The sequence below is a fragment of the Pseudomonas antarctica genome, assembly GCF_001647715.1.
GTDB lineage: Bacteria > Pseudomonadota > Gammaproteobacteria > Pseudomonadales > Pseudomonadaceae > Aquipseudomonas > Aquipseudomonas antarctica_A.
On record NZ_CP015600.1, the window covers coordinates 1,326,619 to 1,350,245 of the forward strand.

Here is a 23,627-nt window from a genome sequence, read left to right on the forward strand (position 1 = left end):
CGCAAAAGGGCAGTGGGACCAGGCTGGCGGTATCAGGAAATACGCGTCTTGCCGTTGACTGCCGTGTCAGTTGTTGCTTCAGCTATAGCAGGTGCGGCGCTTGGCAGATGACGGGCAATCAGCCCGCGATAGGCCGCAGCACCGAGGCATGCGCCGACAATCGGCGCGAAAATCGGTACCAGGAAGTAAGGAATATCACGACCGCCAGTAAAGGCTATTTCACCCCAGCCGGCGAAAAAGGTCATCAGCTTGGGCCCGAAATCCCGTGCCGGGTTCATCGCAAAGCCGGTCAACGGGCCCATGGCGCTGCCAATCACGGCGATCAGCAGGCCGATCAGCAGCGGGGCCAGCGGGCCACGTGGCAGGCCATTGTTATCGTCGGTAAGGGCCATGATCACGCCCATCAGGATTGCGGTGATGACCATTTCAACCAGGAAGGCCTGGGCCGTGCTCAGCAGCGCATGCGGGTAGGTGGAGAACACCGACGCCAATTCCAGGCTGGCCTGGGAGCCACGAACCATATGATGGGTTTGTTCGTAATCGAAAAATAGATTGCTGTAGAGCGTGTAGACCAGCGCGGCGGAACAGAAGGCGCCGGCGATCTGGGCAAGGATGTAGAAGGGCAGTTTGCGCTTTTCGAAATCGGCAAAAATGCACAGGGCGATACTGACCGCCGGATTGAGGTGAGCCCCGGAAATACCGGCACTCAGGTAGATCGCCATGCTCACGCCGACCCCCCAGATGATACTGATTTCCCACAACCCAAAGCTGGCACCCGCGACCTTGAGCGCAGCGACACATCCTGTACCGAAGAAGATCAGAAGCGCAGTCCCCAGGAATTCGGCCATGCATTGGCTCGAAAGTGAAGGCTGTTGAAGTGCAGTTGTCATGGCAAACCTCGATTGTTGTTCTTGTTGGGCGCACAACCTCAACGGGCCGTTGCGCAATTTTCACCGTAACCGGGATCCCCATCCTGACTACGGCTTACTACTGGAACGCTGTGGGACTATTCCTACAGTATTCGGAAACGAAAAAATATAGACAAGAATGACCTCTGTCAAAGGTCGAAAGTGAACCATTGGTCATTTTTGAACTATTGGTCTGGTGAATGATCATGCTTGTCCACTCCAGCACTCATTTCAGGAGGCGCGCACTAGAGCGTTTTGCATGGGCTTGGCCTAGAATTGAGCGTCTTTTTGCCGCGCCCGGAGTAGCCATGACCCCCGCACTCGACTTGTTGAAAAAAGTTCGCGCCGAACATCATATTCACAGTTATGAACATGACCCCAAGGCCGCGTCTTATGGCTTGGAGGCCGCGGAAAAGTTGGGGCTCGATCCGGCGCGGGTGTTCAAGACCTTGCTGGCCAGCAGTGAGAAAGGTGAATTGTTGGTGGCGGTGGTGCCGGTCGTCGGAAGTCTGGATTTAAAAGCGCTGGCCCATGCGGCCGGGGTAAAAAAAGTCGAGATGGCCGACCCGGCGGCGGCGCAACGTTCCACCGGCTACCTGTTGGGCGGTATCAGCCCGTTGGGGCAGAAAAAGCGTTTGCGTACGTTTATCGATGTGACGGCGCAGCCGTTCGCGACGATTTTTGTGAGTGCAGGGAGGCGGGGCTTGGAAGTTGAACTGCCGGCGGCGGTGTTGGCTGAGCATACCCAGGCCAAATTTGCGCCGATTGGCCGGGCCTGACATAGATCTTGAAGTGAGTGAGATCCAATGTGGGAGTCGGGCTTGCCCGCGATGCAAGCGCCTCGGTCTTTAAGGTAAACCGAGGGGATGCTATCGCAGGCAAGCCAGCTCCCACATTTTGAGTCGGTTTCGTCAGCTATCAGTTGGCGGGGCTGTAGCGGCGAACGCCGGATTCGGCTTGAGGAATCTGCGCCGCCACGCTGCCTGACGCCTGGAACAACACCAGGTGTTCAGCGGCCACTCGAATCCCTACCTGCGCACCGACTTGATGATCCGCATGGCTGGGGAAAATCGACTCCAACTGAGCGCCCGTGGGCAGTTGCAGGCGGTACAGGGTCGAGGCGCCGAGGAAGGTCTTGCCGACGATCCGCGCTTTCAACGCACTGTCCGGTGCGTAGACGATGTCATCCGGGCGCAGCAACACATCCACCGCGCCACCCGTTGGCCAGGTGTAGGCGCGATTACCGCGCAGGTCACCCAGTTCGGTGCTGACCGATTCCGGTGAGCTCAATTGACCCCGGATGAAATAGCCCTGGCCGATAAAGCTCGCGACGTAAGGTGTCTGTGGTTCGTGATAGAGGTTGTAGGGCGTGTCCCACTGCTCAAGACGGCCCTCCTTGAAAACCCCCACATGGTCGCTCACGGCGAAGGCTTCTTCCTGATCATGGGTGACCAGAATCGCGCTGGTGCCGCGTGCCTTGAGAATGTCGCGCACCTCATGGCTGAGCTTGCGCCGCAGCTCGCCATCAAGGTTGGAGAACGGCTCATCCAACAGCAGCAGTTGTGGCTCCGGCGCCAGGGCGCGGGCGAGGGCGACGCGTTGCTGCTGGCCGCCGGAAAGCTCGTGAGGGAAACGCTTGCCGAGGTTTTTCAGGTTGACCAGTTCCAGCAGCTCGGCGACCACGCGGTCTTTTTGCGGGTGTTTGCGAATTCCGAAGACGATGTTGTCGGCCACGCTCAAGTGCGGAAACAACGCGTAGTCCTGGAACACCATGCCGATCCGGCGTTTCTCCGGTGCCAGGGTGAACCCCGCGCTGGAAATCACTTCGCCGGCCAGGCTGATTTCACCTTCGTGCACGGGCTCAAACCCTGCAATCGCGCGCAAGGTCGTGGTTTTACCGCAGCCCGAAGAGCCTAGCAGGCAGCCGATGTCGCCGGCGTTGAGGTGCAGGTTGAGGTTCTGCACCACCCGTTGATCTTGATAGCCGCACGCCAGATTGCGCAGGTTAAGCAGTAATGGCTGGCTCATGCGTGGTGGTACGACGGCGGGACGAGGAATTCAAGCAGTGCCTTTTGTGCGTGCAGACGGTTTTCCGCCTGGTCCCAGGCCACCGAACGCTCATCGTCGAGCAGGTCGAGGCTGATTTCTTCGCCACGGTGAGCGGGCAGGCAGTGCATGAACAGCACGTCCGGCGCGGCCAGGTCGAGCAGCGCGCGGGTTACCTGGAACGGCGCAAACAGCGCCAGGCGCTTGGCGGTCTCTTCTTCCTGGCCCATGGAGGTCCAGACGTCGGTGCTCACCAGGTGTGCGCCGATCACCGCGTCACGCGGGTCGCGCACCACGGTGACCCGATCACCAGCCTGTTCCAGGAATCGCGCGTCAGGCTCGTAGCCTTCCGGGCACGCGACGCGCAGTTGGAAGTCGAACTGGATCGCCGCTTCTATATAACTGTTGCACATGTTGTTGCCGTCACCGATCCAGGCCACGGTCTTGCCCTGGATCGAACCACGGTGCTCCAGGAAGGTTTGCATGTCGGCCAGCAACTGGCAGGGGTGCAGGTCATCGGACAGGCCGTTGATCACCGGTACCCGGGAGTTGGCGGAAAATTCGGTCACGGTGCTGTGGGCAAAGGTACGGATCATCACCGCATCGAGCATGCGCGACATGACCCGGGCGCTGTCGGCGATCGGCTCGCCACGGCCCAGTTGGGTGTCGCGCGAGGACAGGAAGATGGCTTGGCCACCCAGCTGGATCATGCCGGCTTCGAACGACACGCGGGTGCGGGTCGACGACTTCTCGAAAATCATCCCGAGCACACGGTTTTTCAAAGGCTCGAACAGTACGCCGCGGTTACGCAGGTCTTTAAGCTCAATGCCTCGACGGATCACGCTGACCAGCTCTTCGGGCGTGCAATCCATCAGGGAGAGAAAGTGCCTTGCGCTCATCATTAACTACCTTTTTGCAACAGACCGCAGATACTCAAAGCCTTGTTTATTGTTACAACGGGCGAGACCTGCGGCGAAAGCCGCACGGGGCGACGAAATAGGGGAAGGCGCGATCTTATAATTAAATGTCGCGTCTTACCAATAGGGCTACGGTTTTTAAGGGTGTTCAAGAAGGGCGCGCGAGCGCTTTTGAAGACTGATTCCTGACAGCAGCAGCCCATTTGTACACTGGCGCCGAGACCTTTTGCAATGTGTGAGGGCGGGCCCAGAGCGGGTTGTGTCGGTTTCAGCAACGGTGTGTAAGGTTCTGAAACATTTGCACATGCTTGGCCATGTCCTGGCCTGATGCTTGCCGATTCACAGGACGAACGTTGCTGGTGCCCACGCAGGTGACGGCCCATAGTTGGGCCAAAGCCCAATAAAAGAGACTGGCCATGACCAAGACTCTCCACCACCGTGCCTGCCATCTGTGTGAAGCCATCTGCGGCCTGACCCTGGAAACGACCCAGGCCGAGGACGGCACCCTGGCGATTACGTCGATCAAAGGCGACCCGCTGGATACGTTCAGCCGCGGGCACATCTGCCCCAAGGCCGTGGCGCTGCAGGACATCCAGAACGACCCGGACCGCCTGCACCAACCGATGTTGCGCGTGGGCAGCGAATGGCAGCCGATCCCCTGGGATGAGGCGTTTGCGTTGGTGGCCGAACGATTGGCAGGCATCCAGGCCAGGCATGGGCAGAATGCGGTGGCGGTGTATCAGGGCAACCCCAGCGTGCACAACTATGGGTTGATGACCCACAGCAACTACTTCCTCGGTCAGCTCAAGACACGCAACCGGTTTTCCGCGACCTCGGTGGACCAGTTGCCCCACCACCTCACCAGCCACCTGATGTACGGCCATGGCCTGTTGCTGCCGATCCCGGATATCGACCACACCGACTTCATGCTGATCCTGGGGGGTAACCCGCTGGCGTCCAACGGCAGCATCATGACCGTGCCCGATGTGGAGAAGCGCCTCAAGGCCATCCAGGCGCGGGGCGGCAAGGTGGTGGTGGTTGACCCTCGGCGCAGTGAAACAGCGGCGATTGCCGATCAGCATGTGTTCGTGCGGCCAGGTGGCGACGCGGCGCTGTTGTTCGGGTTGCTCAACACCTTGTTTAGCGAAAACCTGACCCGTGACAGCCATTTGCCGGTTGAAGGTCTCGACGACGTGCGCAACGCGATTGCCGGGTTTACCGCCGACGCCATGAGCCGCCAGTGTGCGGTGCCAGCCGAGCAGATCCGCCAGTTGGCACGGGACTTCGCGGCGGCGGACAAGGCGGTGTGTTATGGGCGCATGGGGGTTTCGACCCAGGCATTTGGCACGCTGTGCCATTGGCTGGTGCAGTTGATCAATCTGGTGACCGGCAACCTTGACCGCGTCGGTGGCGCCTTGTGCACCACGCCGGCGGTGGATTTGGTCGCCTCGACTGGCGGTGGGCATTTCAATCGCTGGCAGAGCCGGGTGTCCGGGCGCCCCGAATACGGTGGGGAGTTGCCGGTGTCGGCGTTGGCTGAAGAAATGCTCACCGAAGGCGACGGACAAATTCGCGCCCTGGTGACGGTCGCCGGCAACCCGGTGCTGTCGACGCCGAATGGCCGCCAACTTGAACAAGCCTTGGATGGGCTGGAGTTCATGCTCAGCATCGACCTCTATATCAACGAGACAACCCGTTACGCCGACCTGATTTTGCCGTCCACCTCGGCGTTGGAAAACGATCACTACGACACCACGTTCAATATGTTCGCCGTGCGCAACGTCACCCGTTTCAATCGCGCGATTCTGCCCAAGCCTGCGGGCGCGTTGCACGATTGGGAAATCTTTGTCGGCTTGGCCAAAGCCTTCGCGGCGCAGACCGGCGTCGCGCTCAAACCGACCATGGCGCCTGCGCAGATGATCGACTTCGGGCTGCGCGCGGGAACGTACGGTGATGCATCCAGCCACCAGCTGTCGGTGGCGATGCTGGCGGATCATCCCCATGGCATGGACTTGGGGCCGCTCACGCCCAACCTCGCCGCACGCTTGAAAACCGCTAACGGCCAGGTGCAGGCGGCACCGGCAGTCATTCTCGCTGACCTGGCGCGTTTCACGGCGCAACCTGAGCCGGTGGCAAATGAGCTTCTGCTGATCGGCCGTCGCCATGTGCGCAGCAATAACTCGTGGATGCATAACTATCACCGACTGGTGAAGGGCAAGCCGCGCCATCAACTGCACATGCACCCGGATGACTTGGCCAGTCGGCAATTGAGCGATGGTCAGCGCGTGCGTGTCAGCTCGCGCATTGGCATGATCGAAGTGGAAGTGCTGGCCAGCCTGGACATGATGCCCGGCGTGGTCAGCCTGCCCCATGGTTGGGGTCACGGTCGCCCGGGCGTGCAGATGACCATCGCCAGTGGGCAGCCGGGGGCGAGTGCGAATGACTTGACTGACGAGCGGCAGTTGGACGAATTGTCTGGAAACGCCGCGCTGAACGGTGTGCCGGTGCAGGTGGCAGCCGCATAAGGCCCGAGCACCGCGCTGGAATTTTGCGTTACAATGCGCCACCGTGCCGACCTGTGAGTCGCGAAGTTCCTGCAGAGGTGTTCCATGGATATCATCGAAACGATCAAAGAGCAGATTGCCAACAACACCATTCTGCTTTACATGAAGGGCGCCCCGAACGCTCCTCAGTGCGGTTTCTCCGCGAAGGCGTCCCAGGCCATCATGGCGTGTGGCGAGAAATTCGCTTACGTGGATATCCTGCAAAACCCGGAAATCCGCGCCAACCTGCCGAAGTACGCCAACTGGCCTACCTTCCCACAACTGTGGGTAGCCGGTGAGCTGGTCGGCGGCAGCGACATCATCGTTGAGATGGCGGCTGACGGTTCGCTGCAAGCGCTGGTCAAAGATGCCGCGGAAAAAGCAGCAGCCAAGACAGAAGCGTGATGCTTTTGTAAAAAGCACTGCAATAAAAAGCCCCGCTTCTCGTAAGAGAGCGGGGCTTTTTTGTACCTGCGCGCCGTGGGTTATTCACCCATCTGCGATTGCAGGTAGTTTTCCAGGCTGACTTTGACGATCAGGCCCTCTTGGGTTTCCAGCCAGTCGATATGTTCTTCCTGGTCTTCAAGAATATCTTCCAGCAGTTCACGGCTGCCGAAGTCGGCCTTGATTTCGCAATGAGCGATGGCGGCCTTGAGGTCGCTGTGGCTCTTCTGTTCGAACTTCAGGTCGCTGATGATCATTTCCTGGGTGTGTTCGCCGATGTTCAGCTTGCCCAGGTCCTGCACGTTCGGCAGACCTTCCAGGAACAGGATGCGCTTGATCAGCGCGTCCGCGTCCTTCATTGCCTTGATGGACTCTTTGTATTCACGCTTGCCCAGCTTTTCCAGGCCCCAATCGTCATACATGCGCGCATGCAGAAAGTACTGATTGATCGCGACCAGTTCATTGGCAAGGATTTTGTTGAGTTGCTGGATGACTGAGATGTCGCCTTTCATGACTGGGGTCCTGCCCTGTAATAGCTGTGTATAAGCCGGAGTTTGAGCGGCGAACCCCTTAGTGTCAAACCTAAGTTATTGAATAATAAATGAAAATTAATCTGAATAAGAATGTTTGTGTTCCGCGTCTTGGCGCTAACTAATTGAATTTCAGGCATAAAAAAACCGGACACCAGGTCCGGTTCTTTAAAACACGCTGATTTAAGCGTGTGTAAATTCTGCTGAATAGGGGAGCGCGGCCTGGGCTGTTTGCAATTGCGTCAGGGTCTCCCGTACCACTTGCTTGGCGAGGCAAGCGCATTTGCCACACTGGCTGGCAACGCCGGTGGTTTCACGTACTTCCTTGTAGCTGCAGCAACCTTCGTAGATTGCTTCGCGGATTTGTCCGTCGGTGACGCCAGTGCAGAGGCAGACATACATAAGGGAGAACCATCGCGGGTTTAAGGCTTAAGTGCGATGGATCTTAATGTTAACGAGAATGATTGTCAAAGTAGATTCGCAGGTCTTTCCGGCCACAGCGCCGTCGCGCTGACGAACGGTTTTTTCAGTGTATGATGGTCGGTCTTTACGAAGCGTGACTGCGTCACAGGGCTGTCGCTTATAAACGGCAGACTTGGAGGCGGTCCTTTTACTTCAATCGTCACCCTTGCATCAGGAGATATCCAATGAGCGTACTCGTCGGCAAACAAGCCCCGGATTTCGACGTACCTGCCGTCCTCGGCAATGGCGAAATCGTTGACAGCTTCAAACTGTCTGAAGCCATCAAAGGCAAATACGGCCTGGTGTTCTTCTACCCGCTGGACTTCACCTTCGTCTGCCCTTCGGAGCTGATCGCTCTGGACCACCGCATGGACGATTTCAAGGCGCGCAACGTTGAAGTGGTAGCCGTTTCCATCGACTCCCATTTCACCCACAACGCCTGGCGCAACACTGCCATCAATGATGGCGGCATCGGCAAAGTCAAATACACCATGGCTGCCGACATGAAGCACGACATCGCCAAGGCTTACGACGTTGAGTCCGAAGGCGGCGTGGCGTTCCGTGGCGCGTTCCTGATCGACGACAAGGGCGTTGTGCGCTCGCAGATCATCAACGACCTGCCGCTGGGCCGTAACATGGAAGAGCTGATCCGTCTGGTCGACGCGCTGCAATTCCACGAAGAGCACGGCGAAGTGTGCCCTGCCAACTGGAAAAAAGGCGACAAAGGCATGAACGCTTCGCCAGAAGGCGTTGCGGCTTACCTGACCGAGAACGCTGGCAAGCTGTAAGCCACGTTCGACGCAAAAAAAACCGGCCTGAGAAGGCCGGTTTTTTTATGCGCGGGAAACGACCTCAGTCGTTGAAGTCTTCCCAGCCGCCCATCTGCTTCCAGCGATTGACGATGCCGCAGAACAGCTCGGCGGTCTTCTCGGTGTCGTAGCGCGCCGAGTGGGCCTCACGGCCGTCAAAGTCGATACCGGCGGCCTGGCAGGCCTTGGCCAGCACGGTCTGGCCATAAGCCAGGCCAGCGAGGGTGGCGGTGTCGAAGCTGGAGAACGGGTGAAACGGGTTGCGCTTCATGTCCAGTCGCGCCACTGCGGCGTTCAGGAAGCCCAAGTCGAAACTGCTGTTGTGGCCGACCAGGATCGCGCGTTTGCAGCCGTTGGCCTTCAACGCCTTGCGCACGCCACGGAAGATATCGGTCAGCGCCGCTTCTTCACTCACCGCCATGCGCAGCGGGTGGTCGAGCTTGATCCCGGTGAACTCCAGGGCTGCCGCTTCGATATTCGCGCCTTCGAAGGGCTCGACACGGAAGAAGTGCGTGTGTTCCGGGAACACAAAACCCTGTTCGTCCATGCCGATGGTGGTGGCGGCGATTTCCAGCAGGGCGTCGGTGGCGCAATTGAAACCACCGGTTTCTACGTCGATGACAACCGGCAGATAACCGCGAAACCGCTCGGCCATCGGGTGACGGGAACCGCCACCACTGTGCTCGTGTTCGTCATCGTAATGGTCTTCACTCACTTGCTTTCCTCCAGCAGGCGCCAGCGCAGTGTTTCACCGGCGCGCAGCGGGATAACAGTCAGCTCGCCAAACGGCAGGCTGGCAGGGGCGGTCCAGTCTTCACGAACCAGGGTAATACGGTCGGTGTTCGCGGGCAGGCCATAGAAGCGCGGGCCGTTGAGGCTGGCGAAACCTTCGAGCTTGTCCAGGGAATTGCGCTGTTCAAACGCTTCGGCGTACAGCTCGATCGCAGCAAACGCGGTGTAGCAACCGGCACAGCCACACGCGGCTTCTTTGGCGTGCTGGGCGTGGGGTGCGGAGTCGGTGCCGAGGAAGAACTTCGGGTTGCCGCTGGTGGCGGCATCGAGCAACGCCACCTGGTGGGTGTTGCGCTTGAGGATCGGCAGGCAATAGAAGTGCGGCCGAATCCCGCCCACCAGCATGTGGTTGCGGTTGTAGAGCAGGTGATGCGCGGTGATGGTCGCACCGACATTGGCCGAAGCTTCGGTGACGAACTGCACGGCATCCGCAGTGGTGATGTGTTCGAACACCACCTTGAGGGTCGGGAACAGCTCGACCACACGGCGCATATGTTCGTCGATAAAGATCTTTTCGCGATCAAATACGTCCACATCGCCACGGGTGACTTCACCGTGGATCAGCAGCGGCATGCCGACTTCAGCCATGGCTTCGATCGCCGGCAGAATCTTGTCGATACTGGTCACGCCGGAATCGGAGTTGGTGGTCGCGCCCGCCGGGTACAGCTTGGCGGCGTGCACGAAGCCACTGGCCTTGGCCTGGCGAATTTCTTCAGGCTGGGTGCGGTCGGTCAGGTAGAGCACCATCAACGGTTCGAAGCGGCTGCCGGCCGGTCGTGCAGCGAGAATACGCTGGCGATAGGCGTCGGCTTCTGCGGCATTACGCACCGGAGGTACCAGGTTAGGCATGATGATGGCGCGACCAAACGTGCGCGCTACATCAGCCACGGTTTGGGGTAACGCAGCACCATCGCGAAGATGAATATGCCAGTCGTCGGGACGCAGCAGGGTCAGGCGGTCGGACATTGGGGATTCCAGGCGGGTCAATCTGGTGGGAATGCTACCGGAAAAGACTCTTGCAGGCACTCGCTATCAAGTTTTGCAGGACGCTACCGATATCCCAAGGTATGCCTTAACGACGTATGACGCTTTGAAGTGTTGTAGAAACCAGTGGAGCCTCCCGTGCGCCAGCATTATCTAGCCCTGCTCAGTGTGTTCGCCAGCCTGCCTGCGATGGCCCTCACGTTTCAGACACGTCTGGAGAATATTGAGTGGAAGGTGGAAGGCGACCAGTTCGAGTGCCGCTTGACCCAGCCGATCACCGATTTCGGTTCGGGTGAGTTCGTGCGCCGGGCCGGCGAGCAGGCGACATTTCGTCTGAAAGCCTACAGTGGCGCACTCGGCGCGGGCTCGGCGACCTTGTTGGCCGCCGCTGCCCCGTGGCAGCCGGGCCGCGGTGATATCAACCTCGGCGCTGTGCGTGCCGGCAGTGGCGACGTGTTGTTCAATAGCTCTCAGGCTCAGGCCGGGCGATTGTTCATGGGCTTGCTGGAAGGGCGCAGCCCGACTGTGCGGCATTACGGGCGCGAAGGTGGCTACTCGGAAATTCGTCTGCTGCCAGTGAAATTCAACAAGGCCTACAACGACTATCAACTGTGTACCACCAAGCTGTTGCCGATGAATTACGATCAGGTCAAACAGACCGAAGTCGGCTTCCCCGGTGGTGGCATTGAGCTGGATGCGACGGCCAAGAAGAAGCTGGCGGTGATTGTCGCGTTCATGAAAGCCGATCCGACGGTCAACCATATCGAGTTGAATGGCCATTCGGACAACAGCGGCAACCGCCTGACCAACCGCGACGTCTCACGCCGTCGTGCGCTGGCGGTCATGGACTACTTCAAGGCCAACGGCATCCAGGAATCGCAGGTCACTCTGCGTTTCCACGGTGAAAGCTATCCCCTGGCACCCAATACCAATGCCGCCAACCGGGCGCGTAACCGTCGCGTGAATATTCAGCTCGAACGGGTGGCAGCCCCCGAGAAACCGACGCCTCAGGCGACTGGCCCGAGCAACCCTGCACACACGTCATAAAATGCGCTCATAAGGTGCGACCATCGGTCGCCCGCTCGACATAATCTGTCGCTTTATCTTCATTTGCTGTCGCGCCTCTGTAAATTCACGGTTTTGGTCGGTAGAATCGACGGCTTTCCGTACAACCCCGTGGAGTGATGGCATGGCCGACGTAAACAAGGTCGTTCTCGCGTATTCCGGCGGCCTGGACACTTCGGTGATCCTCAAGTGGCTGCAGGATACTTATAACTGTGAAGTGGTGACCTTCACCGCTGACCTGGGTCAGGGCGAAGAGGTCGAACCTGCACGTGCCAAGGCGCAAGCCATGGGCGTGAAAGAGATCTACATTGACGACCTGCGCGAAGAATTCGTCCGCGATTTCGTCTTCCCGATGTTTCGCGCCAACACCGTCTACGAAGGCGAGTACCTGCTGGGTACTTCCATCGCACGTCCGCTGATCGCCAAACGCTTGATCGAAATCGCCAACGAAACAGGCGCCGACGCCATTTCCCATGGCGCTACCGGCAAAGGCAACGACCAGGTGCGTTTCGAACTGGGTGCCTACGCGCTCAAGCCTGGCGTGAAAGTGATTGCCCCTTGGCGTGAGTGGGACCTGCTGTCCCGTGAAAAGCTGATGGATTACGCTGAAAAGCACGCCATCCCGATCGAGCGTCACGGCAAGAAGAAGTCCCCGTACTCGATGGACGCCAACTTGCTGCACATCTCCTATGAAGGCGGCGTGCTGGAAGACACCTGGACCGAGCACGAAGAAGACATGTGGAAATGGACCGTCTCCCCGGAGAACGCTCCTGACAAGGCCCAATACCTGGAACTGACCTACCGCAACGGCGACATCGTCGCGCTGGACGGCGTCGAAATGACCCCGGCCACCGTGCTGGCGACCCTGAACCGTATCGGTGGTGAACACGGTATCGGCCGTCTCGACATCGTAGAGAACCGCTATGTGGGCATGAAGTCCCGTGGCTGCTACGAAACCCCGGGCGGCACCATCATGCTGCGTGCTCACCGCGCCATCGAGTCCATCACCCTGGACCGCGAAGTGGCTCACCTCAAAGACGAGTTGATGCCCAAGTACGCCAGCCTGATCTACACCGGCTACTGGTGGAGCCCAGAGCGTCTGATGCTGCAGCAGATGATCGACGCCTCCCAGGCTCACGTGAACGGCGTGGTGCGCTTGAAGCTGTACAAAGGCAACGTGATCGTTACCGGTCGCAAGTCTGATGAGTCGCTGTTCGACGCCAATATCGCCACCTTCGAAGAAGACGGCGGTGCTTATAACCAGGCGGACGCGGCAGGCTTCATCAAGTTGAATGCGCTGCGCATGCGCATTGCTGCCAACAAGGGTCGCAAGCTGTTCTGAGTGTTCCCCTCGTTGTGAAAAATGGCCCCTTGTTCAAGGGGCCATTTTTTTTGCCTGGCTATAAAGACGCGCGCTTTAAATAGGGCGTGATGTTTATCGTTTGGCGAGGTTGTTTAAGTTTTGTTGAATATCGAAGTTGAGAGTGGCGCCACCCTTGGTGGCGTGTTTATTTCTGCGTGGATGAATGAAATTTTTACACCTGAATAGGAACTATGTCTTACAGAAGATTCACTACGTAAGTAAGGTGAGTGTGTAGGTCGCTGAATATTCCGTAGGAAATAAGGGTGTAAGCAGGTATGTTGTATGGAACTGAAACCGTTGATTGTATTTCACCTGCTCACTCGCCTGGCCGCGACAAGCAAGGGGCGTTTCCTGAAAACCCTGTGCGGTGCATAGACGGCGTACCGCTTATGTGCCGGATGTTTAACTCAAGATATGTATGGCCCCGGAAAGTTCTGAAAGTCTCCGTAAAACCGGATGCGCCTGAAGTTGTGATTTTTTGTAGGGTAATTCCTATATCGTTGTGGGTTGGGTCTCTGCTTGCTGTTGCTTGGGGGGGAGCGCTATGCCAACTAGGAAACGACTAGGCTATTGTGCTTGCTCTAAATAATTCGAACAGCGAAATTGGACTTTCTCATGAATAAAGTGCTGATCGTGGATGATCATCCCGTCATTCGTCTTGCTGTGCGCATGCTAATGGAACGTCATGGTTATGAAGTCGTTGCCGAGACTGATAACGGCGTCGATGCGTTGCAACTTGCACGGGAACATGTGCCAGACATTGTCATACTGGATATCGGGATACCCAAGCTTGATGGGCTGGAAGTTATTTGTCGCCTGGCGTCTACCAAGCAGCCTGCGCCCGTCAAGGTGCTGGTGCTGACATCTCAGGCGCCCGGCCATTTTTCGATGCGCTGCATGCAGGCGGGGGCGGCTGGCTACGTATGCAAGCAACAGGATCTAACCGAGTTGTTGAGCGCCATCAAGGCGGTCCTCTCCGGCTACAGCTATTTCCCTAACCAGGCGCTCAACTCGGTCCGCTCCACCATGGGCAATGCCAGCGAAGCGGACATGGTCGAGCGCTTGTCGGGTCGCGAGATGATGGTGTTGCAGCAACTGGCCCGTGGCAAAACCAACAAGGAGATCGCAGACGGTATGTTCCTGAGCAACAAAACCGTCAGTACCTACAAGACTCGTCTGTTGCTCAAGCTCAATGCGCGTTCGCTCGTGGATCTGATCGAACTGGCCCAGCGCAACGGCCTCGTGTAGGGCGGGTGCCATTGCGCACCGAGCTAGAACCACCGGCAGAAAAAAGCCTCCGTCAGGGAGGCTTCCGGTCGTCAACGGGTCGATCAGAGATCGAAGTCGTAATCGGCCAGTTGTTTTTGCAAGCGTCGCTCTTCCAGAAGGTTATCGATAGTGCGGCGTTTGCTCAAATTGGTCTTGGCCACCTCTGCAACAGGTGCGTCTCCATCGTCGTCCGACTCTGCAACGAGGTCGTCGTCTACATCCAGTTGTTCTTTGCCAGTGCTCATAAGGTTAACTCCAGGCTAAGACTGCCGTTGGCGCTCCTTATAACGATAATCCATGAACGGGTAAAAAAGATTTTTTCAATCGACTGATCGAGAAAACCAATGATCCCTCAATCGTCGGACGTCTTGTCCTTGTATTCGCACAGGTCTTCGATACGGCAGCTGCCACAGCGGGGTTTGCGGGCCTGACAAACGTAGCGCCCGTGAAGAATCAACCAGTGGTGGGAGTCGAGCAAATATGGCTTGGGCACGAACTTCATCAGCTGCTTTTCTACCTCCACCACATTCTTGCCGCGGGCGATGCCGGTTCGGTTGCTGACGCGAAAGATATGGGTGTCCACCGCCATGGTCAGCTGCCGAAACGCGGTATTGAGCACGACATTGGCGGTTTTGCGACCCACGCCGGGGAGTGCTTCCAGGGCTTCGCGAGTTTGTGGCACTTCGCTGCCATGCAACTCCACCAGCAGGCGGCAGGTTTCGATGACGTTCTTGGCCTTGCTGTTGTACAGGCCGATGGTCTTGATGTACTCCGACAAACCTTCCACGCCCAAGGCGTAAATGGCCTCAGGCGTGTTGGCCACCGGGTAAAGCCTGGCCGTAGCCTTGTTAACGCCCACGTCAGTGGATTGGGCCGACAAGATCACCGCAATCAACAACTCGAACGGCGAAGAGTAGGCCAGTTCGGTTTTGGGCTCCGGATTGTCTTCGTGAAACCTGCGGAAAATTTCCAGGCGTTTTGCGGCGTTCATGGGGCAGGCGTTTCCTTGCAGGCGGTCAACGTGGTTTTCAAATTAGGCGCAGGCTTTGCAGGATAAACCATCGCCAGCACAGCCGGCAGCGCCTGTGGCCGATCAGGCGCCGCTATGGGCGTCCACTTGGCGCTGTGCATCATCCAGCTTGCGTTGTGCGGCTTTCAGTTCATCTGCGCTGACGTCCGCTTGGCGTTGTAACTTGCTCACATCGGCCCGGGCATAAGCCAGGGCGGTTTTCAGCTGACGCAGTTCGGCGTCGATGGGGCGTTTTTCCACGCGCTGCAAGGCTGGCCGGGGTTGCTCACTGCCAGCTTCGGCGTCATGCAAGGCTTGCTCTGCGCTGGACAGCGCGGCGCTCAAGGTTGCCAGTTGCTGTTCGTCAGCGTTCAGGTCCTGCGCTTTTTTCAGTTCGGCGCGACGCATGGCAAGCTGGATTTTGGCGCGTTTGAGCGCCGGGTCTTTTTGTGGCGGCAGGGGCGCCGGGCTGCTCACTTCCAGGGTTGCAAGTGCCTGCTCTGCCGCTTCGAACTGCTGTTGCAGGACGATCAACTGCGACTGTTGCTCAAACGTCGGTGGGTGACCAAACGCCTTCAAGGACTTGTGCAACTGGGCACGACTCATTGCGACAGTGATTTTGGCTTTCTTGACCGCCGCATCCCTGGCCGCTTGAGCGGTATCAGCCTGTACGGGCGCAACCGGCGTTGAGCGCTTGGCCCGTGCCAGTCGTTCGGCGAGCTTGTGCGCTTCTTCCCGTTGCAGGCGCGCACTGCGTTGTTCATAGCGTCGCCGCGCCCGGTCGCGCTTGAGGCCACGTTCCTGGCGTTGGTGATCATCAGCCGCCAGGCCGCCCACAATCGGCACCACATTGGCCGCAGGGCGCATCTCGATGCAGTCGACAGGGCAGGGCGCGACACACAGGTCGCAACCTGTGCACTCATCCATGATGACGGTGTGCATGAACTTGGCGGCGCCGACAATCGCATCCACCGGGCAAGCCTGGATGCATTTGGTGCAGCCGATGCACTCGGCTTCGCGAATATAGGCGACTTGTGCTGGGGCCTCGCCTCGGCTGGTGTCCAGTTCCAGCACCGGCACACGTAGCAATTGTGCAAGTCCTGCGATGGTTTCCTGCCCACCGGGCGGGCACTTGTTGATCGCCTCGCCAAGCGCGATGCCCTCGGCGTAAGGCTTGCAGCCCGGGTGCCCACACTTGCCGCATTGGGTCTGCGGCAGCAGCGCGTCGATACGTTGAATCAGAGTCATGAGGGAATCACTGGCATGCCGGTTAAGCAAACAGGGCCTGTTGTGGTGGGCAGGCCTGTCGTGGCGAGCGGGCTTGCCCCGCGTAGGGCTGCGAAGCGGCCCTACTGAGGGCCGCTGCATTTTACACCGATGGAACCGGGTGCCCGGTTTAGGGCTGCTGGGTGCCACAGCGCGGGGCAAGCCCGCCCGTCACAACAGCCTTCTCACCACACCGTATTACTTGATGCGTTGACCCGGCTTGGCGCCGCTGTCCGGGCTCAGCAAGTAGATTTCTTCGCCGCCAGGGCCAGCCGCCATCACCATGCCTTCGGAAATGCCGAACTTCATTTTCCGTGGTTTGAGGTTGGCGATCATCATGGTCAGGCGACCATCGAGCTTGGACGGGTCTGGATAAGCACTTTTGATCCCGGAGAACACGTTGCGTTGCTCGCCACCGAGGTCGAGGGTGAGGCGCAGCAGCTTGTCGGCCCCTTCCACGGCTTCGGCCTTGACGATCAGCGCGACACGCAGGTCCACGGCGGCAAAGGCGTCGAAATCGATTTCCGCGGAAATCGGGTCCTTGGCCAATTCACCATTGCCGGCCGGTGCCGCTTCGCCGGTATCGGTCTGGCTGGCGACCAGGTCTTCTTTCGAAGCGTCGGTCATGGCCTGGACTTTCACTGGGTCGATACGGGTCATCAACGGCTTGAACTCGTTCAACTGATGGTTGCTGAGCAAGGTGGCGTGGTCGTTCCAGACCAGCGGTGCAACGTTGAGGAACGCCTCGGCATCGGCGGCCAGTAACGGCAGCACCGGTTTGAGGAAGATCACCAACTGGCGGAACAGGTTGACGCCCGTGGCGCAAATAGCCTGGACTTCAGCCTGCTTGCCTTCCTGCTTGTTCAGCGACCACGGGGCCTTGTCGGCGATCCAGGCGTTGGCGCGGTCGGCCAGGCCCATGATCTCGCGCATGGCGCGGGCAAAGTCGCGGGCTTCATAGGCGTCGGCAATGCTTGGCGCGGCAGCCAGGAACGCCTCGGTCAGCTCCGGTGCGGCGTTTTCGGCCACCAGCAGGCCGGCATTACCCTTATGGATAAACCCGGCGCAACGGCTGGCGATGTTGACGACTTTGCCGACCAGATCCGAGTTGACCTTCTGTACGAAGTCTTCCAGGTTCAGGTCCAGGTCGTCGACGCCACGGCCCAGTTTGGACGCGTAGTAGTAGCGCAGGTATTCCGGCGACAGGTGGTCCAGGTACGTGCGTGCCTTGATAAAGGTGCCACGGGACTTGGACATCTTCTGGCCGTTGACCGTCAGGTAGCCGTGAACGGCAATGCCGGTCGGTTTGCGGTAGCCCGAACCTTCAAGCATCGCCGGCCAGAACAGGGCGTGGAAGTTGACGATGTCCTTGCCGATGAAGTGGTACAGCTCGGCGGTGGAGTCCTTGGCCCAGAAGGCATCGAAGTCCAGCTCCGGCGTGCGGTCGCACAAGTTCTTGAAACTGGCCATGTAGCCGATAGGCGCGTCCAGCCATACATAGAAGTACTTGCCTGGCTCGTCCGGGATCTCGAAACCGAAGTACGGTGCATCGCGGGAAATGTCCCACTGTTGCAGGCCGGCATCCAGCCATTCGGCGATCTTGTTGGCCACGGCGTCCTGCAGGGTGCCGCTGCGGGTCCAGGTTTGCAGCATCTGCTGGAAATCCGGGAGCTTGAAGAAGAAGTGCTGGGAATCCTTGAGCACCGGGATGGCGCCGGAGATAGCCGACCGCGGGTTCTTCAGGTCAGTCGGTGCGTAGGTGGCACCGCACTTCTCGCAGTTGTCGCCGTACTGGTCTTCAGTGCCGCATTTAGGGCAGGTGCCCTTGATGAAGCGGTCGGCCAGGAACATTTTCTTTTCCGGGTCGAAATACTGCGTGATCGAACGCGTGGTAATGTGCCCGGCGTCGCGCAAGCGCGTGTAGATCTGGCTCGACAGCTCGCGGTTTTCGTCGGAGTGGGTCGAGTGGAAGTTGTCGAAATCCACCAGGAACTCGGCAAAGTCGGCGCTGTGTTCAGCCTGCACATTGGCGATCAGTTGTTCCGGGGTGATCCCTTCCTTTTCGGCGCGCAACATGATGGCCGAACCGTGGGCGTCGTCCGCGCAGACATAAATGCATTGATTGCCGCGATGCTTCTGGAAGCGCACCCACATATCGGTCTGGATGTACTCAAGCATATGGCCAAGATGGATGGAACCATTGGCATAGGGCAGGGCGCTGGTGACGAGGATCTTGCGTGGCTCGGACATGGGGCTCGGCTACTTGATGAAACGGAGGTCGGCCACTATAAAGCGCCGGGAAATATATTTCACCCCGTGGTGCTGTTTCTGAATCTTCCCAGGCCTGCGAAAGCATGCCGTTGGGCGGCCGGAACGGTTAGGATAGCCGCCTGTTTCAGCCAGTCTTTTTTCGGGAGTAGCCCATGAGCGCCGTCAATCGCGCAGCGGTGGAAGCCGTTCTTCGCCAATACACCGACCCCTATTTGAACCAGGACCCGGTCACTGCCGGCTGTGTACGAGCCATCGAGGTCCAGGGCGACCAGGTCTCGGTCCAGTTGGAACTGGGCTATGCCGCAGGCCTGTTCAAGAGCGGCTGGTCGCAGATGCTGCAAATGGCCATCGAGGGCCTGGACGGGGTGCGTTCGGCCAAGGTCGACATTCAGTGCGTGATCGCCCCTCACAAGGCTCAGGCGCAGATCCCGGGCTTGGCCAACGTTAAGAACGTGGTGGCGGTGGCGTCCGGCAAGGGCGGTGTGGGTAAGTCCACCACGGCGGCTAACCTGGCGCTGGCCCTGGCCCGTGAAGGGGCCCGCGTGGGCATTCTCGACGCCGACATCTATGGCCCAAGCCAAGGCGTGATGTTCGGCATCGCCGAAGGCACCCGACCGAAGGTCAAGGACCAGAAATGGTTCGTGCCGATCGAGTCGATGGGCGTGGAGGTCATGTCCATGGCCTTCCTTACCGATGACAACACGCCGATGGTCTGGCGCGGGCCGATGGTCTCCGGTGCGTTGCTGCAATTGGTCACCCAGACCGCCTGGGGTGACCTGGATTACCTGGTGATCGACATGCCGCCTGGCACCGGTGATATCCAATTGACCCTGGCGCAGAAAGTCCCGGTGGCCGGTTCGGTAATCGTGACTACGCCGCAGGACCTGGCACTGCTCGACGCGAAGAAAGGCGTCGAGATGTTCCGCAAGGTCAACATCCCGGTGCTGGGCGTCGTGGAAAACATGGCGGTACACATTTGCTCCAACTGCGGGCACGCCGAGCACCTGTTTGGCGAAGGCGGTGGCGAGAAGCTGGCGACCCAGTATGGCGTCGAATTGCTCGCCTCGTTGCCGTTGGCGATGGAGATTCGTGAACAGGCCGACGGCGGCAAGCCCACCGTGGCGGCCGAGCCCGATGGGCCGATCGCTATGATTTACCAGGAGCTGGCGCGTCACGTCGGCGCGCGGATCGTCCTGCAGGAAGCGGCGGCACCGGCGATGCCGACCATTACGGTCAGCGACGACTGATCCCGCTGAAGGAAAGAAGCCTCGACCTTGTCGGGGCTTTTTTATGCCTATTGATCAGCCAGCGGTTCTCAATGACCCCTTTACGCAATTGCGCGTGTAAGCATTCACTTACTTTTTCGTAAGTGTTTGGTTTTTTTACCGGGCATGGACATCCCGAAATCTCGAGATATTTTTCTATCTATTTGAAAAGTAACAGTTATTTATACTTGATCAGGCGTTCAACTCTGCCTCTGCGCAGCCTGGATCCCGTTGAACTTCCCTCGGAACTCTCTAAGATCAGCCCTGTGTCCACGGATTGACACAGCCATCAAGGAACGATGGTTAAGGAACGTCGCAGGATGCGATTCATCAGGATGATGAAAAGGAATACAGGGACTAGGGAAAAAATGTGGGCGGGTCATACCGCCCCTTTTTTCGTCTGCAGGAAAGTGAAACCTACTCCGTAGAAACGCAAAAAGGCCCGCAAAGGGCCTTTTGGGAGCAACGACGCTATCAGCGCTCGAGTTGTGCAATCTTACCTTTCTTGCCATCCCAGTCCGCTGCATCGGGCATCGGATCTTTACGCTCAGTAATATTCGGCCAGATTTCCGCCAGATCGACGTTCAACTGAATGAATTCCTGCATCTCTGCCGGGACTTCGTCCTCGGAGAAAATAGCGACGGCCGGGCATTCTGGTTCACACAGGGCGCAGTCGATGCACTCATCCGGGTGGATAACCAGGAAATTCGGGCCTTCGTAGAAGCAGTCCACCGGACACACTTCGACGCAGTCGGTGTACTTGCACTTGATGCAGTTGTCGGTAACGACGAAGGTCATTTCTAATTTTCTCCTCAGGCGGCGGCAGCGAAACCCCTTATGGTGGGGCTCGCGAGGTTCGGGAGCGATAGTCTGCAGGCCAGGCTAAAAGCCCGCAGCATCCCAAACCGCGCGAGATTCTATCAGCTTGCACGCGTCTGCGTTATATCCGAGTCTTCAGTGCATATAACATTTCGAGCGCTTTGCGTGGCGTCAAGTCGTCCAGGTCAAGCTTGGCCAACTCATCCAGCACCGGATGGGGCAGGCTGGCGAACATATCGCTTTGATGTGGCGCGCTGGGTTTGTTGCTGGCTTTGGCCGGGCTGGCCACGGCAATCTCGTGGGGTAGCGCGGTTTCTTCCAGGCGGCTCAGGTGCTCACGGGCACGGGTGATCACCTCGCTCGGCACACCGGCCAACTGCGCCACGGCCAGGCCGTAACTCTGGCTCGCCGGCCCTGGCAGCACATGGTGCAGGAACACGATGCGCTCGTTGTGCTCGGTGGCGTTGAGGTGCACGTTGGCCACCAACGGTTCGCTTTCCGGCAGTACCGTCAGCTCAAAATAGTGCGTGGCAAACAGCGTATAGGCGCGCAGATGCGCCAGACGCTCGGCCGCCGCCCACGCCAGCGACAGGCCGTCGAAGGTGCTGGTGCCGCGACCGACTTCGTCCATCAGCACCAGGCTGCGCTCAGTGGCGTTGTGCAAGATGTTGGCGGTTTCGCTCATTTCCACCATAAAGGTCGAACGGCCACCGGCTAGGTCATCGCTGGAACCGATCCGCGTGAAAATGCGGTCTACCAGAGACAATTCGCAACTGGCCGCCGGCACAAAGCTGCCGATATGCGCCAGCAACACAATCAAGGCGGTCTGACGCATGTAGGTGGATTTACCGCCCATGTTCGGACCAGTAATCACCAGCATGCGGGTATCGTCGTCCAGCGACAGGTCGTTGGCGACGAACGGCGTGGTCAACACCTGCTCCACCACCGGGTGACGCCCTTGCACGATACGCATGCACGGCTCGCTGACAAACCGCGGGCAATTCAAATCAAGGTTCAGCGCACGCTCGGCCAGGTTGCTCAACACGTCCAGTTCCGCCAGCGCGGCGGCGGTGTCCTGCAACGGCGCCAGGCGGCTGATCAAGTCTTCGAGCAACGCCTCATAGAGCATCTTTTCCCGCGCCAGGGCACGGCTCTTGGCTGATAACGCCTTGTCTTCAAACTCTTTGAGTTCCGGCGTGATAAAGCGCTCAGCACCTTTAAGGGTTTGGCGACGCTGATAGTCGATCGGCGCCGACTCGGCCTGCTTGCTCGGCAACTCAATAAAGTAGCCGTGCACGCGGTTGTAGCCGACCTTCAAGTTGGCCAGGCCCGTGCGCGCCTTTTCGCGGGCTTCGAGGTCAATCAGGAACTGCCCGGCGTTTTCGCTCAGGGACTGCAGCTCATCCAGTTCGCTGTCGTAACCGGTTTTCAGCACGCCGCCGTCACGGATGATCGCCGGCGGGTTATCGATAATGGCCTTTTCCAGCAGCGCTGCGAGGTCCGGGTAAGTGCCGGCCGTCACGGCGAGTTGTTGCAGGTGCGGCGTGTCCAGTTCGGTCATCGCCACTTGCAGCTGCGGCAGGGCGCTCAAGGCATCGCGCAGGCGCGCCAGGTCACGGGGCCGCGCATTGCGCAGGCCGATCCGCGCCAGGATGCGCTCGATATCGCCGATTTCCTTCAGCTGTGGCTGCAGCTTTTCGAAGCGATAGCCATCCAGCAGGCAAGTAATAGAGGTCTGGCGCGCTTGCAGCACGGTCAGGTCGCGCAAAGGACGGTTGAGCCAGCGGGTCAGCAAGCGGCTGCCCATGGCGGTCTGGCAACGGTCGACCACCGATTGCAGCGTGTTATCGCGACCACCGGCCAAATTGGTGTCCAGCTCCAGGTTGCGACGGCTGGCGCCATCGAGCACCACGGTGTCATCCAGGCGTTCATGGCGCAGGCTGCGCAAATGCGGCAGGGCGGTGCGCTGGGTTTCCTTGGCATAACCAAGCAGGCACCCGGCAGCGCCGATGGCCAGGGTCAGGGTTTCGCAGCCGAAACCTTTAAGGTCTTGCACCGAGAATTGCTGGCACAGACTTTTCAGCGCCGAATCACGCTCAAAATCCCACGGCGCGCGACGCTTGGTCCCACGACGCTTCTCCGCCGGCAAATCCTTTGGCCAGTCGTCCGGAATCAACAACTCCACCGGGTTGATGCGCTCCAGCTCCGCCAGCAGGTTCTCCCAGCCCTTGATCTCCAGCACGCTGAAATTGCCGCTGGTGATGTCCAGTACCGACAGGCCGAACAAGCGCTCATCGCCCAAAACGGCGGCAATCAAGTTGTCGCGACGCTCATCCAGCAACGCCTCATCACTCACCGTGCCCGGCGTAATAATGCGCACCACCTGACGTTCTACCGGCCCTTTGCTGGTCGCCGGGTCGCCGATCTGTTCACAGATCACCACCGACTCACCCAGCTTCACCAGCTTGACCAGATAGCCTTCCAACGAATGGTAAGGAATCCCGCACATCGGAATCGACTGCCCCGCCGACTGCCCGCGCGCGGTCAAGGTGATGTCCAGCAACTTGGCGGCCTTCTTCGCGTCTTCATAGAAGATCTCGTAGAAGTCGCCCATGCGATAGAACATCAACTGATCAGGGTGCTGGTTTTTCAGACGCCAGTACTGCTGCATCATTGGGGTGTGGCTGGAAAGGTCGGTCATACGGGGGGTTCGGCTCTGCCTGTCTATTTGACGATTAACATCTGTCTAATACTACAGGCAAAACCTTGAGGCTCGCGACCCCGCGCTGGCTACCGGAATGAATTACGGATGCATCATTTGGGTGATAGCATAAGGCCAACGCCAACCCTTAAGAATGGATAGAT

Annotated in this window: 21 protein-coding genes; 8 read left to right on the plus strand and 13 right to left on the minus strand. The window is 58.8% G+C overall.

All coding sequences use genetic code 11. The features are described from left to right. Nucleotides 1-32: 32 nt before the first annotated feature. On the minus strand, nucleotides 33-890 hold the full coding sequence (locus A7J50_RS05750; protein ID WP_064450925.1) for an MIP/aquaporin family protein: 858 nt from the start codon (nucleotides 888-890) through the stop codon (nucleotides 33-35). Nucleotides 891-1,216: 326 nt separating this feature from the next. Between A7J50_RS05750 and ybaK the strand changes: the two genes are divergently transcribed. Next, the gene (gene ybaK / locus A7J50_RS05755; RefSeq protein WP_064450926.1) at nucleotides 1,217-1,687 is read left to right on the plus strand and encodes a Cys-tRNA(Pro) deacylase; all 471 of its coding nucleotides are present in this window, start codon (nucleotides 1,217-1,219) and stop codon (nucleotides 1,685-1,687) included. Nucleotides 1,688-1,826: 139 nt separating this feature from the next. Here the strand turns inward: ybaK and A7J50_RS05760 are convergent, their stop codons facing one another. Both A7J50_RS05760 and argF read right to left on the minus strand, forming a co-directional pair. After that, on the minus strand, nucleotides 1,827-2,936 hold the full coding sequence (locus A7J50_RS05760) for an ABC transporter ATP-binding protein (RefSeq protein WP_064450927.1): 1,110 nt from the start codon (nucleotides 2,934-2,936) through the stop codon (nucleotides 1,827-1,829). After that, nucleotides 2,933-3,853, minus strand: a complete 921-nt coding sequence (gene argF, locus A7J50_RS05765; RefSeq protein WP_064450928.1) for an ornithine carbamoyltransferase — start codon at nucleotides 3,851-3,853, stop codon at nucleotides 2,933-2,935. The genes A7J50_RS05760 and argF overlap by 4 nt, the downstream gene beginning before the upstream one ends. Nucleotides 3,854-4,287: 434 nt before the next feature. On the opposite strand from argF, the gene A7J50_RS05770 reads away from it, so the two are divergent. Beyond that, on the plus strand, nucleotides 4,288-6,396 hold the full coding sequence (locus A7J50_RS05770; protein ID WP_064450929.1) for a molybdopterin oxidoreductase family protein: 2,109 nt from the start codon (nucleotides 4,288-4,290) through the stop codon (nucleotides 6,394-6,396). A gap of 84 nt (nucleotides 6,397-6,480) precedes the next feature. Next, nucleotides 6,481-6,819, plus strand: coding sequence for a Grx4 family monothiol glutaredoxin (gene grxD / locus A7J50_RS05775; protein WP_064450930.1), 339 nt, complete (start codon nucleotides 6,481-6,483; stop codon nucleotides 6,817-6,819). 80 nt (nucleotides 6,820-6,899) lie between these two features. Here grxD and bfr read toward each other — a convergent pair whose 3' ends face one another. Both bfr and A7J50_RS05785 read right to left on the minus strand, forming a co-directional pair. Further along, nucleotides 6,900-7,370: a bacterioferritin gene (bfr, locus tag A7J50_RS05780; RefSeq protein ID WP_064450931.1), complete on the minus strand. Its 471-nt coding sequence runs from the start codon at nucleotides 7,368-7,370 to the stop codon at nucleotides 6,900-6,902. 201 nt (nucleotides 7,371-7,571) lie between these two features. Then, nucleotides 7,572-7,790, minus strand: a complete 219-nt coding sequence (locus tag A7J50_RS05785) for a bacterioferritin-associated ferredoxin (protein WP_010564137.1) — start codon at nucleotides 7,788-7,790, stop codon at nucleotides 7,572-7,574. Nucleotides 7,791-8,035: 245 nt separating this feature from the next. On the opposite strand from A7J50_RS05785, the gene A7J50_RS05790 reads away from it, so the two are divergent. Beyond that, nucleotides 8,036-8,638 (plus strand): peroxiredoxin, encoded by a 603-nt coding sequence (locus A7J50_RS05790; protein WP_003172097.1) that lies wholly within the window; start codon nucleotides 8,036-8,038, stop codon nucleotides 8,636-8,638. A gap of 64 nt (nucleotides 8,639-8,702) precedes the next feature. On the opposite strand, the gene rnt is transcribed toward A7J50_RS05790, so the two are convergent. Both rnt and pyrC read right to left on the minus strand, forming a co-directional pair. After that, complete coding sequence (rnt, locus tag A7J50_RS05795; protein ID WP_010564138.1) at nucleotides 8,703-9,374, minus strand: ribonuclease T; 672 nt, start codon at nucleotides 9,372-9,374, stop codon at nucleotides 8,703-8,705. Next, nucleotides 9,371-10,417, minus strand: a complete 1,047-nt coding sequence (pyrC, locus tag A7J50_RS05800; protein WP_064450932.1) for a dihydroorotase — start codon at nucleotides 10,415-10,417, stop codon at nucleotides 9,371-9,373. The genes rnt and pyrC overlap by 4 nt, the downstream gene beginning before the upstream one ends. Before the next feature lie 156 nt (nucleotides 10,418-10,573). On the opposite strand from pyrC, the gene A7J50_RS05805 reads away from it, so the two are divergent. The 3 genes from A7J50_RS05805 to A7J50_RS05815 all read left to right on the plus strand — a co-directional run bounded on the left by A7J50_RS05805 (nucleotide 10,574) and on the right by A7J50_RS05815 (nucleotide 14,111). After that, nucleotides 10,574-11,482, plus strand: coding sequence for a flagellar protein MotY (locus A7J50_RS05805; RefSeq protein ID WP_064450933.1), 909 nt, complete (start codon nucleotides 10,574-10,576; stop codon nucleotides 11,480-11,482). Between the two features lie 142 nt (nucleotides 11,483-11,624). After that, the gene (locus A7J50_RS05810; protein WP_048720141.1) at nucleotides 11,625-12,842 is read left to right on the plus strand and encodes an argininosuccinate synthase; all 1,218 of its coding nucleotides are present in this window, start codon (nucleotides 11,625-11,627) and stop codon (nucleotides 12,840-12,842) included. 636 nt (nucleotides 12,843-13,478) lie between these two features. Continuing rightward, on the plus strand, nucleotides 13,479-14,111 hold the full coding sequence (locus tag A7J50_RS05815; protein ID WP_053254650.1) for a response regulator transcription factor: 633 nt from the start codon (nucleotides 13,479-13,481) through the stop codon (nucleotides 14,109-14,111). 83 nt (nucleotides 14,112-14,194) lie between these two features. On the opposite strand, the gene A7J50_RS05820 is transcribed toward A7J50_RS05815, so the two are convergent. The 4 genes from A7J50_RS05820 to metG form a co-directional block, all read right to left on the minus strand. Next, complete coding sequence (locus A7J50_RS05820) at nucleotides 14,195-14,377, minus strand: PA3496 family putative envelope integrity protein (RefSeq protein WP_064450934.1); 183 nt, start codon at nucleotides 14,375-14,377, stop codon at nucleotides 14,195-14,197. 107 nt (nucleotides 14,378-14,484) lie between these two features. After that, entirely contained in the window at nucleotides 14,485-15,123 is a 639-nt protein-coding gene (gene nth, locus A7J50_RS05825; RefSeq protein ID WP_064450935.1) for an endonuclease III, read from the minus strand. Between the two features lie 102 nt (nucleotides 15,124-15,225). After that, on the minus strand, nucleotides 15,226-16,389 hold the full coding sequence (rsxB, locus tag A7J50_RS05830; protein WP_064450936.1) for an electron transport complex subunit RsxB: 1,164 nt from the start codon (nucleotides 16,387-16,389) through the stop codon (nucleotides 15,226-15,228). A 216-nt stretch (nucleotides 16,390-16,605) separates the two neighbouring features. Then, nucleotides 16,606-18,657, minus strand: coding sequence for a methionine--tRNA ligase (metG, locus tag A7J50_RS05835; RefSeq protein ID WP_064450937.1), 2,052 nt, complete (start codon nucleotides 18,655-18,657; stop codon nucleotides 16,606-16,608). A 173-nt stretch (nucleotides 18,658-18,830) separates the two neighbouring features. Between metG and apbC the strand changes: the two genes are divergently transcribed. Continuing rightward, on the plus strand, nucleotides 18,831-19,925 hold the full coding sequence (gene apbC / locus A7J50_RS05840; protein WP_064450938.1) for an iron-sulfur cluster carrier protein ApbC: 1,095 nt from the start codon (nucleotides 18,831-18,833) through the stop codon (nucleotides 19,923-19,925). A 492-nt stretch (nucleotides 19,926-20,417) separates the two neighbouring features. Here the strand turns inward: apbC and fdxA are convergent, their stop codons facing one another. Both fdxA and mutS read right to left on the minus strand, forming a co-directional pair. Continuing rightward, the gene (gene fdxA / locus A7J50_RS05845) at nucleotides 20,418-20,741 is read right to left on the minus strand and encodes a ferredoxin FdxA (RefSeq protein ID WP_064450939.1); all 324 of its coding nucleotides are present in this window, start codon (nucleotides 20,739-20,741) and stop codon (nucleotides 20,418-20,420) included. 142 nt (nucleotides 20,742-20,883) lie between these two features. Further along, a complete protein-coding gene (gene mutS, locus A7J50_RS05850; protein WP_064450940.1) occupies nucleotides 20,884-23,463 on the minus strand; it encodes a DNA mismatch repair protein MutS in 2,580 nt (859 codons plus the stop codon). Between the last annotated feature and the right edge of the window lie 164 nt (nucleotides 23,464-23,627).

Bases quoted from the DNA above. Each gene is read 5' to 3' on its own strand.
- A7J50_RS05770 (WP_064450929.1), top strand. From the start codon at position 4,288: ATGACCAAGACTCTCCACCACCGTGCCTGCCATCTGTGTGAAGCCATC.
- ybaK (WP_064450926.1), top strand. From the start codon at position 1,217: ATGACCCCCGCACTCGACTTGTTGAAAAAAGTTCGCGCCGAACATCAT.
- A7J50_RS05760 (WP_064450927.1), bottom strand. From the start codon at position 2,936: ATGAGCCAGCCATTACTGCTTAACCTGCGCAATCTGGCGTGCGGCTAT.
- metG (WP_064450937.1), bottom strand. From the start codon at position 18,657: ATGTCCGAGCCACGCAAGATCCTCGTCACCAGCGCCCTGCCCTATGCC.
- A7J50_RS05810 (WP_048720141.1), top strand. From the start codon at position 11,625: ATGGCCGACGTAAACAAGGTCGTTCTCGCGTATTCCGGCGGCCTGGAC.
- apbC (WP_064450938.1), top strand. From the start codon at position 18,831: ATGAGCGCCGTCAATCGCGCAGCGGTGGAAGCCGTTCTTCGCCAATAC.
- grxD (WP_064450930.1), top strand. From the start codon at position 6,481: ATGGATATCATCGAAACGATCAAAGAGCAGATTGCCAACAACACCATT.
- pyrC (WP_064450932.1), bottom strand. From the start codon at position 10,417: ATGTCCGACCGCCTGACCCTGCTGCGTCCCGACGACTGGCATATTCAT.
- A7J50_RS05750 (WP_064450925.1), bottom strand. From the start codon at position 890: ATGACAACTGCACTTCAACAGCCTTCACTTTCGAGCCAATGCATGGCC.
- A7J50_RS05785 (WP_010564137.1), bottom strand. From the start codon at position 7,790: ATGTATGTCTGCCTCTGCACTGGCGTCACCGACGGACAAATCCGCGAA.
- bfr (WP_064450931.1), bottom strand. From the start codon at position 7,370: ATGAAAGGCGACATCTCAGTCATCCAGCAACTCAACAAAATCCTTGCC.
- A7J50_RS05815 (WP_053254650.1), top strand. From the start codon at position 13,479: ATGAATAAAGTGCTGATCGTGGATGATCATCCCGTCATTCGTCTTGCT.
- argF (WP_064450928.1), bottom strand. From the start codon at position 3,853: ATGAGCGCAAGGCACTTTCTCTCCCTGATGGATTGCACGCCCGAAGAG.
- mutS (WP_064450940.1), bottom strand. From the start codon at position 23,463: ATGACCGACCTTTCCAGCCACACCCCAATGATGCAGCAGTACTGGCGT.
- A7J50_RS05790 (WP_003172097.1), top strand. From the start codon at position 8,036: ATGAGCGTACTCGTCGGCAAACAAGCCCCGGATTTCGACGTACCTGCC.
- fdxA (WP_064450939.1), bottom strand. From the start codon at position 20,741: ATGACCTTCGTCGTTACCGACAACTGCATCAAGTGCAAGTACACCGAC.
- nth (WP_064450935.1), bottom strand. From the start codon at position 15,123: ATGAACGCCGCAAAACGCCTGGAAATTTTCCGCAGGTTTCACGAAGAC.
- A7J50_RS05820 (WP_064450934.1), bottom strand. From the start codon at position 14,377: ATGAGCACTGGCAAAGAACAACTGGATGTAGACGACGACCTCGTTGCA.
- rsxB (WP_064450936.1), bottom strand. From the start codon at position 16,389: ATGACTCTGATTCAACGTATCGACGCGCTGCTGCCGCAGACCCAATGC.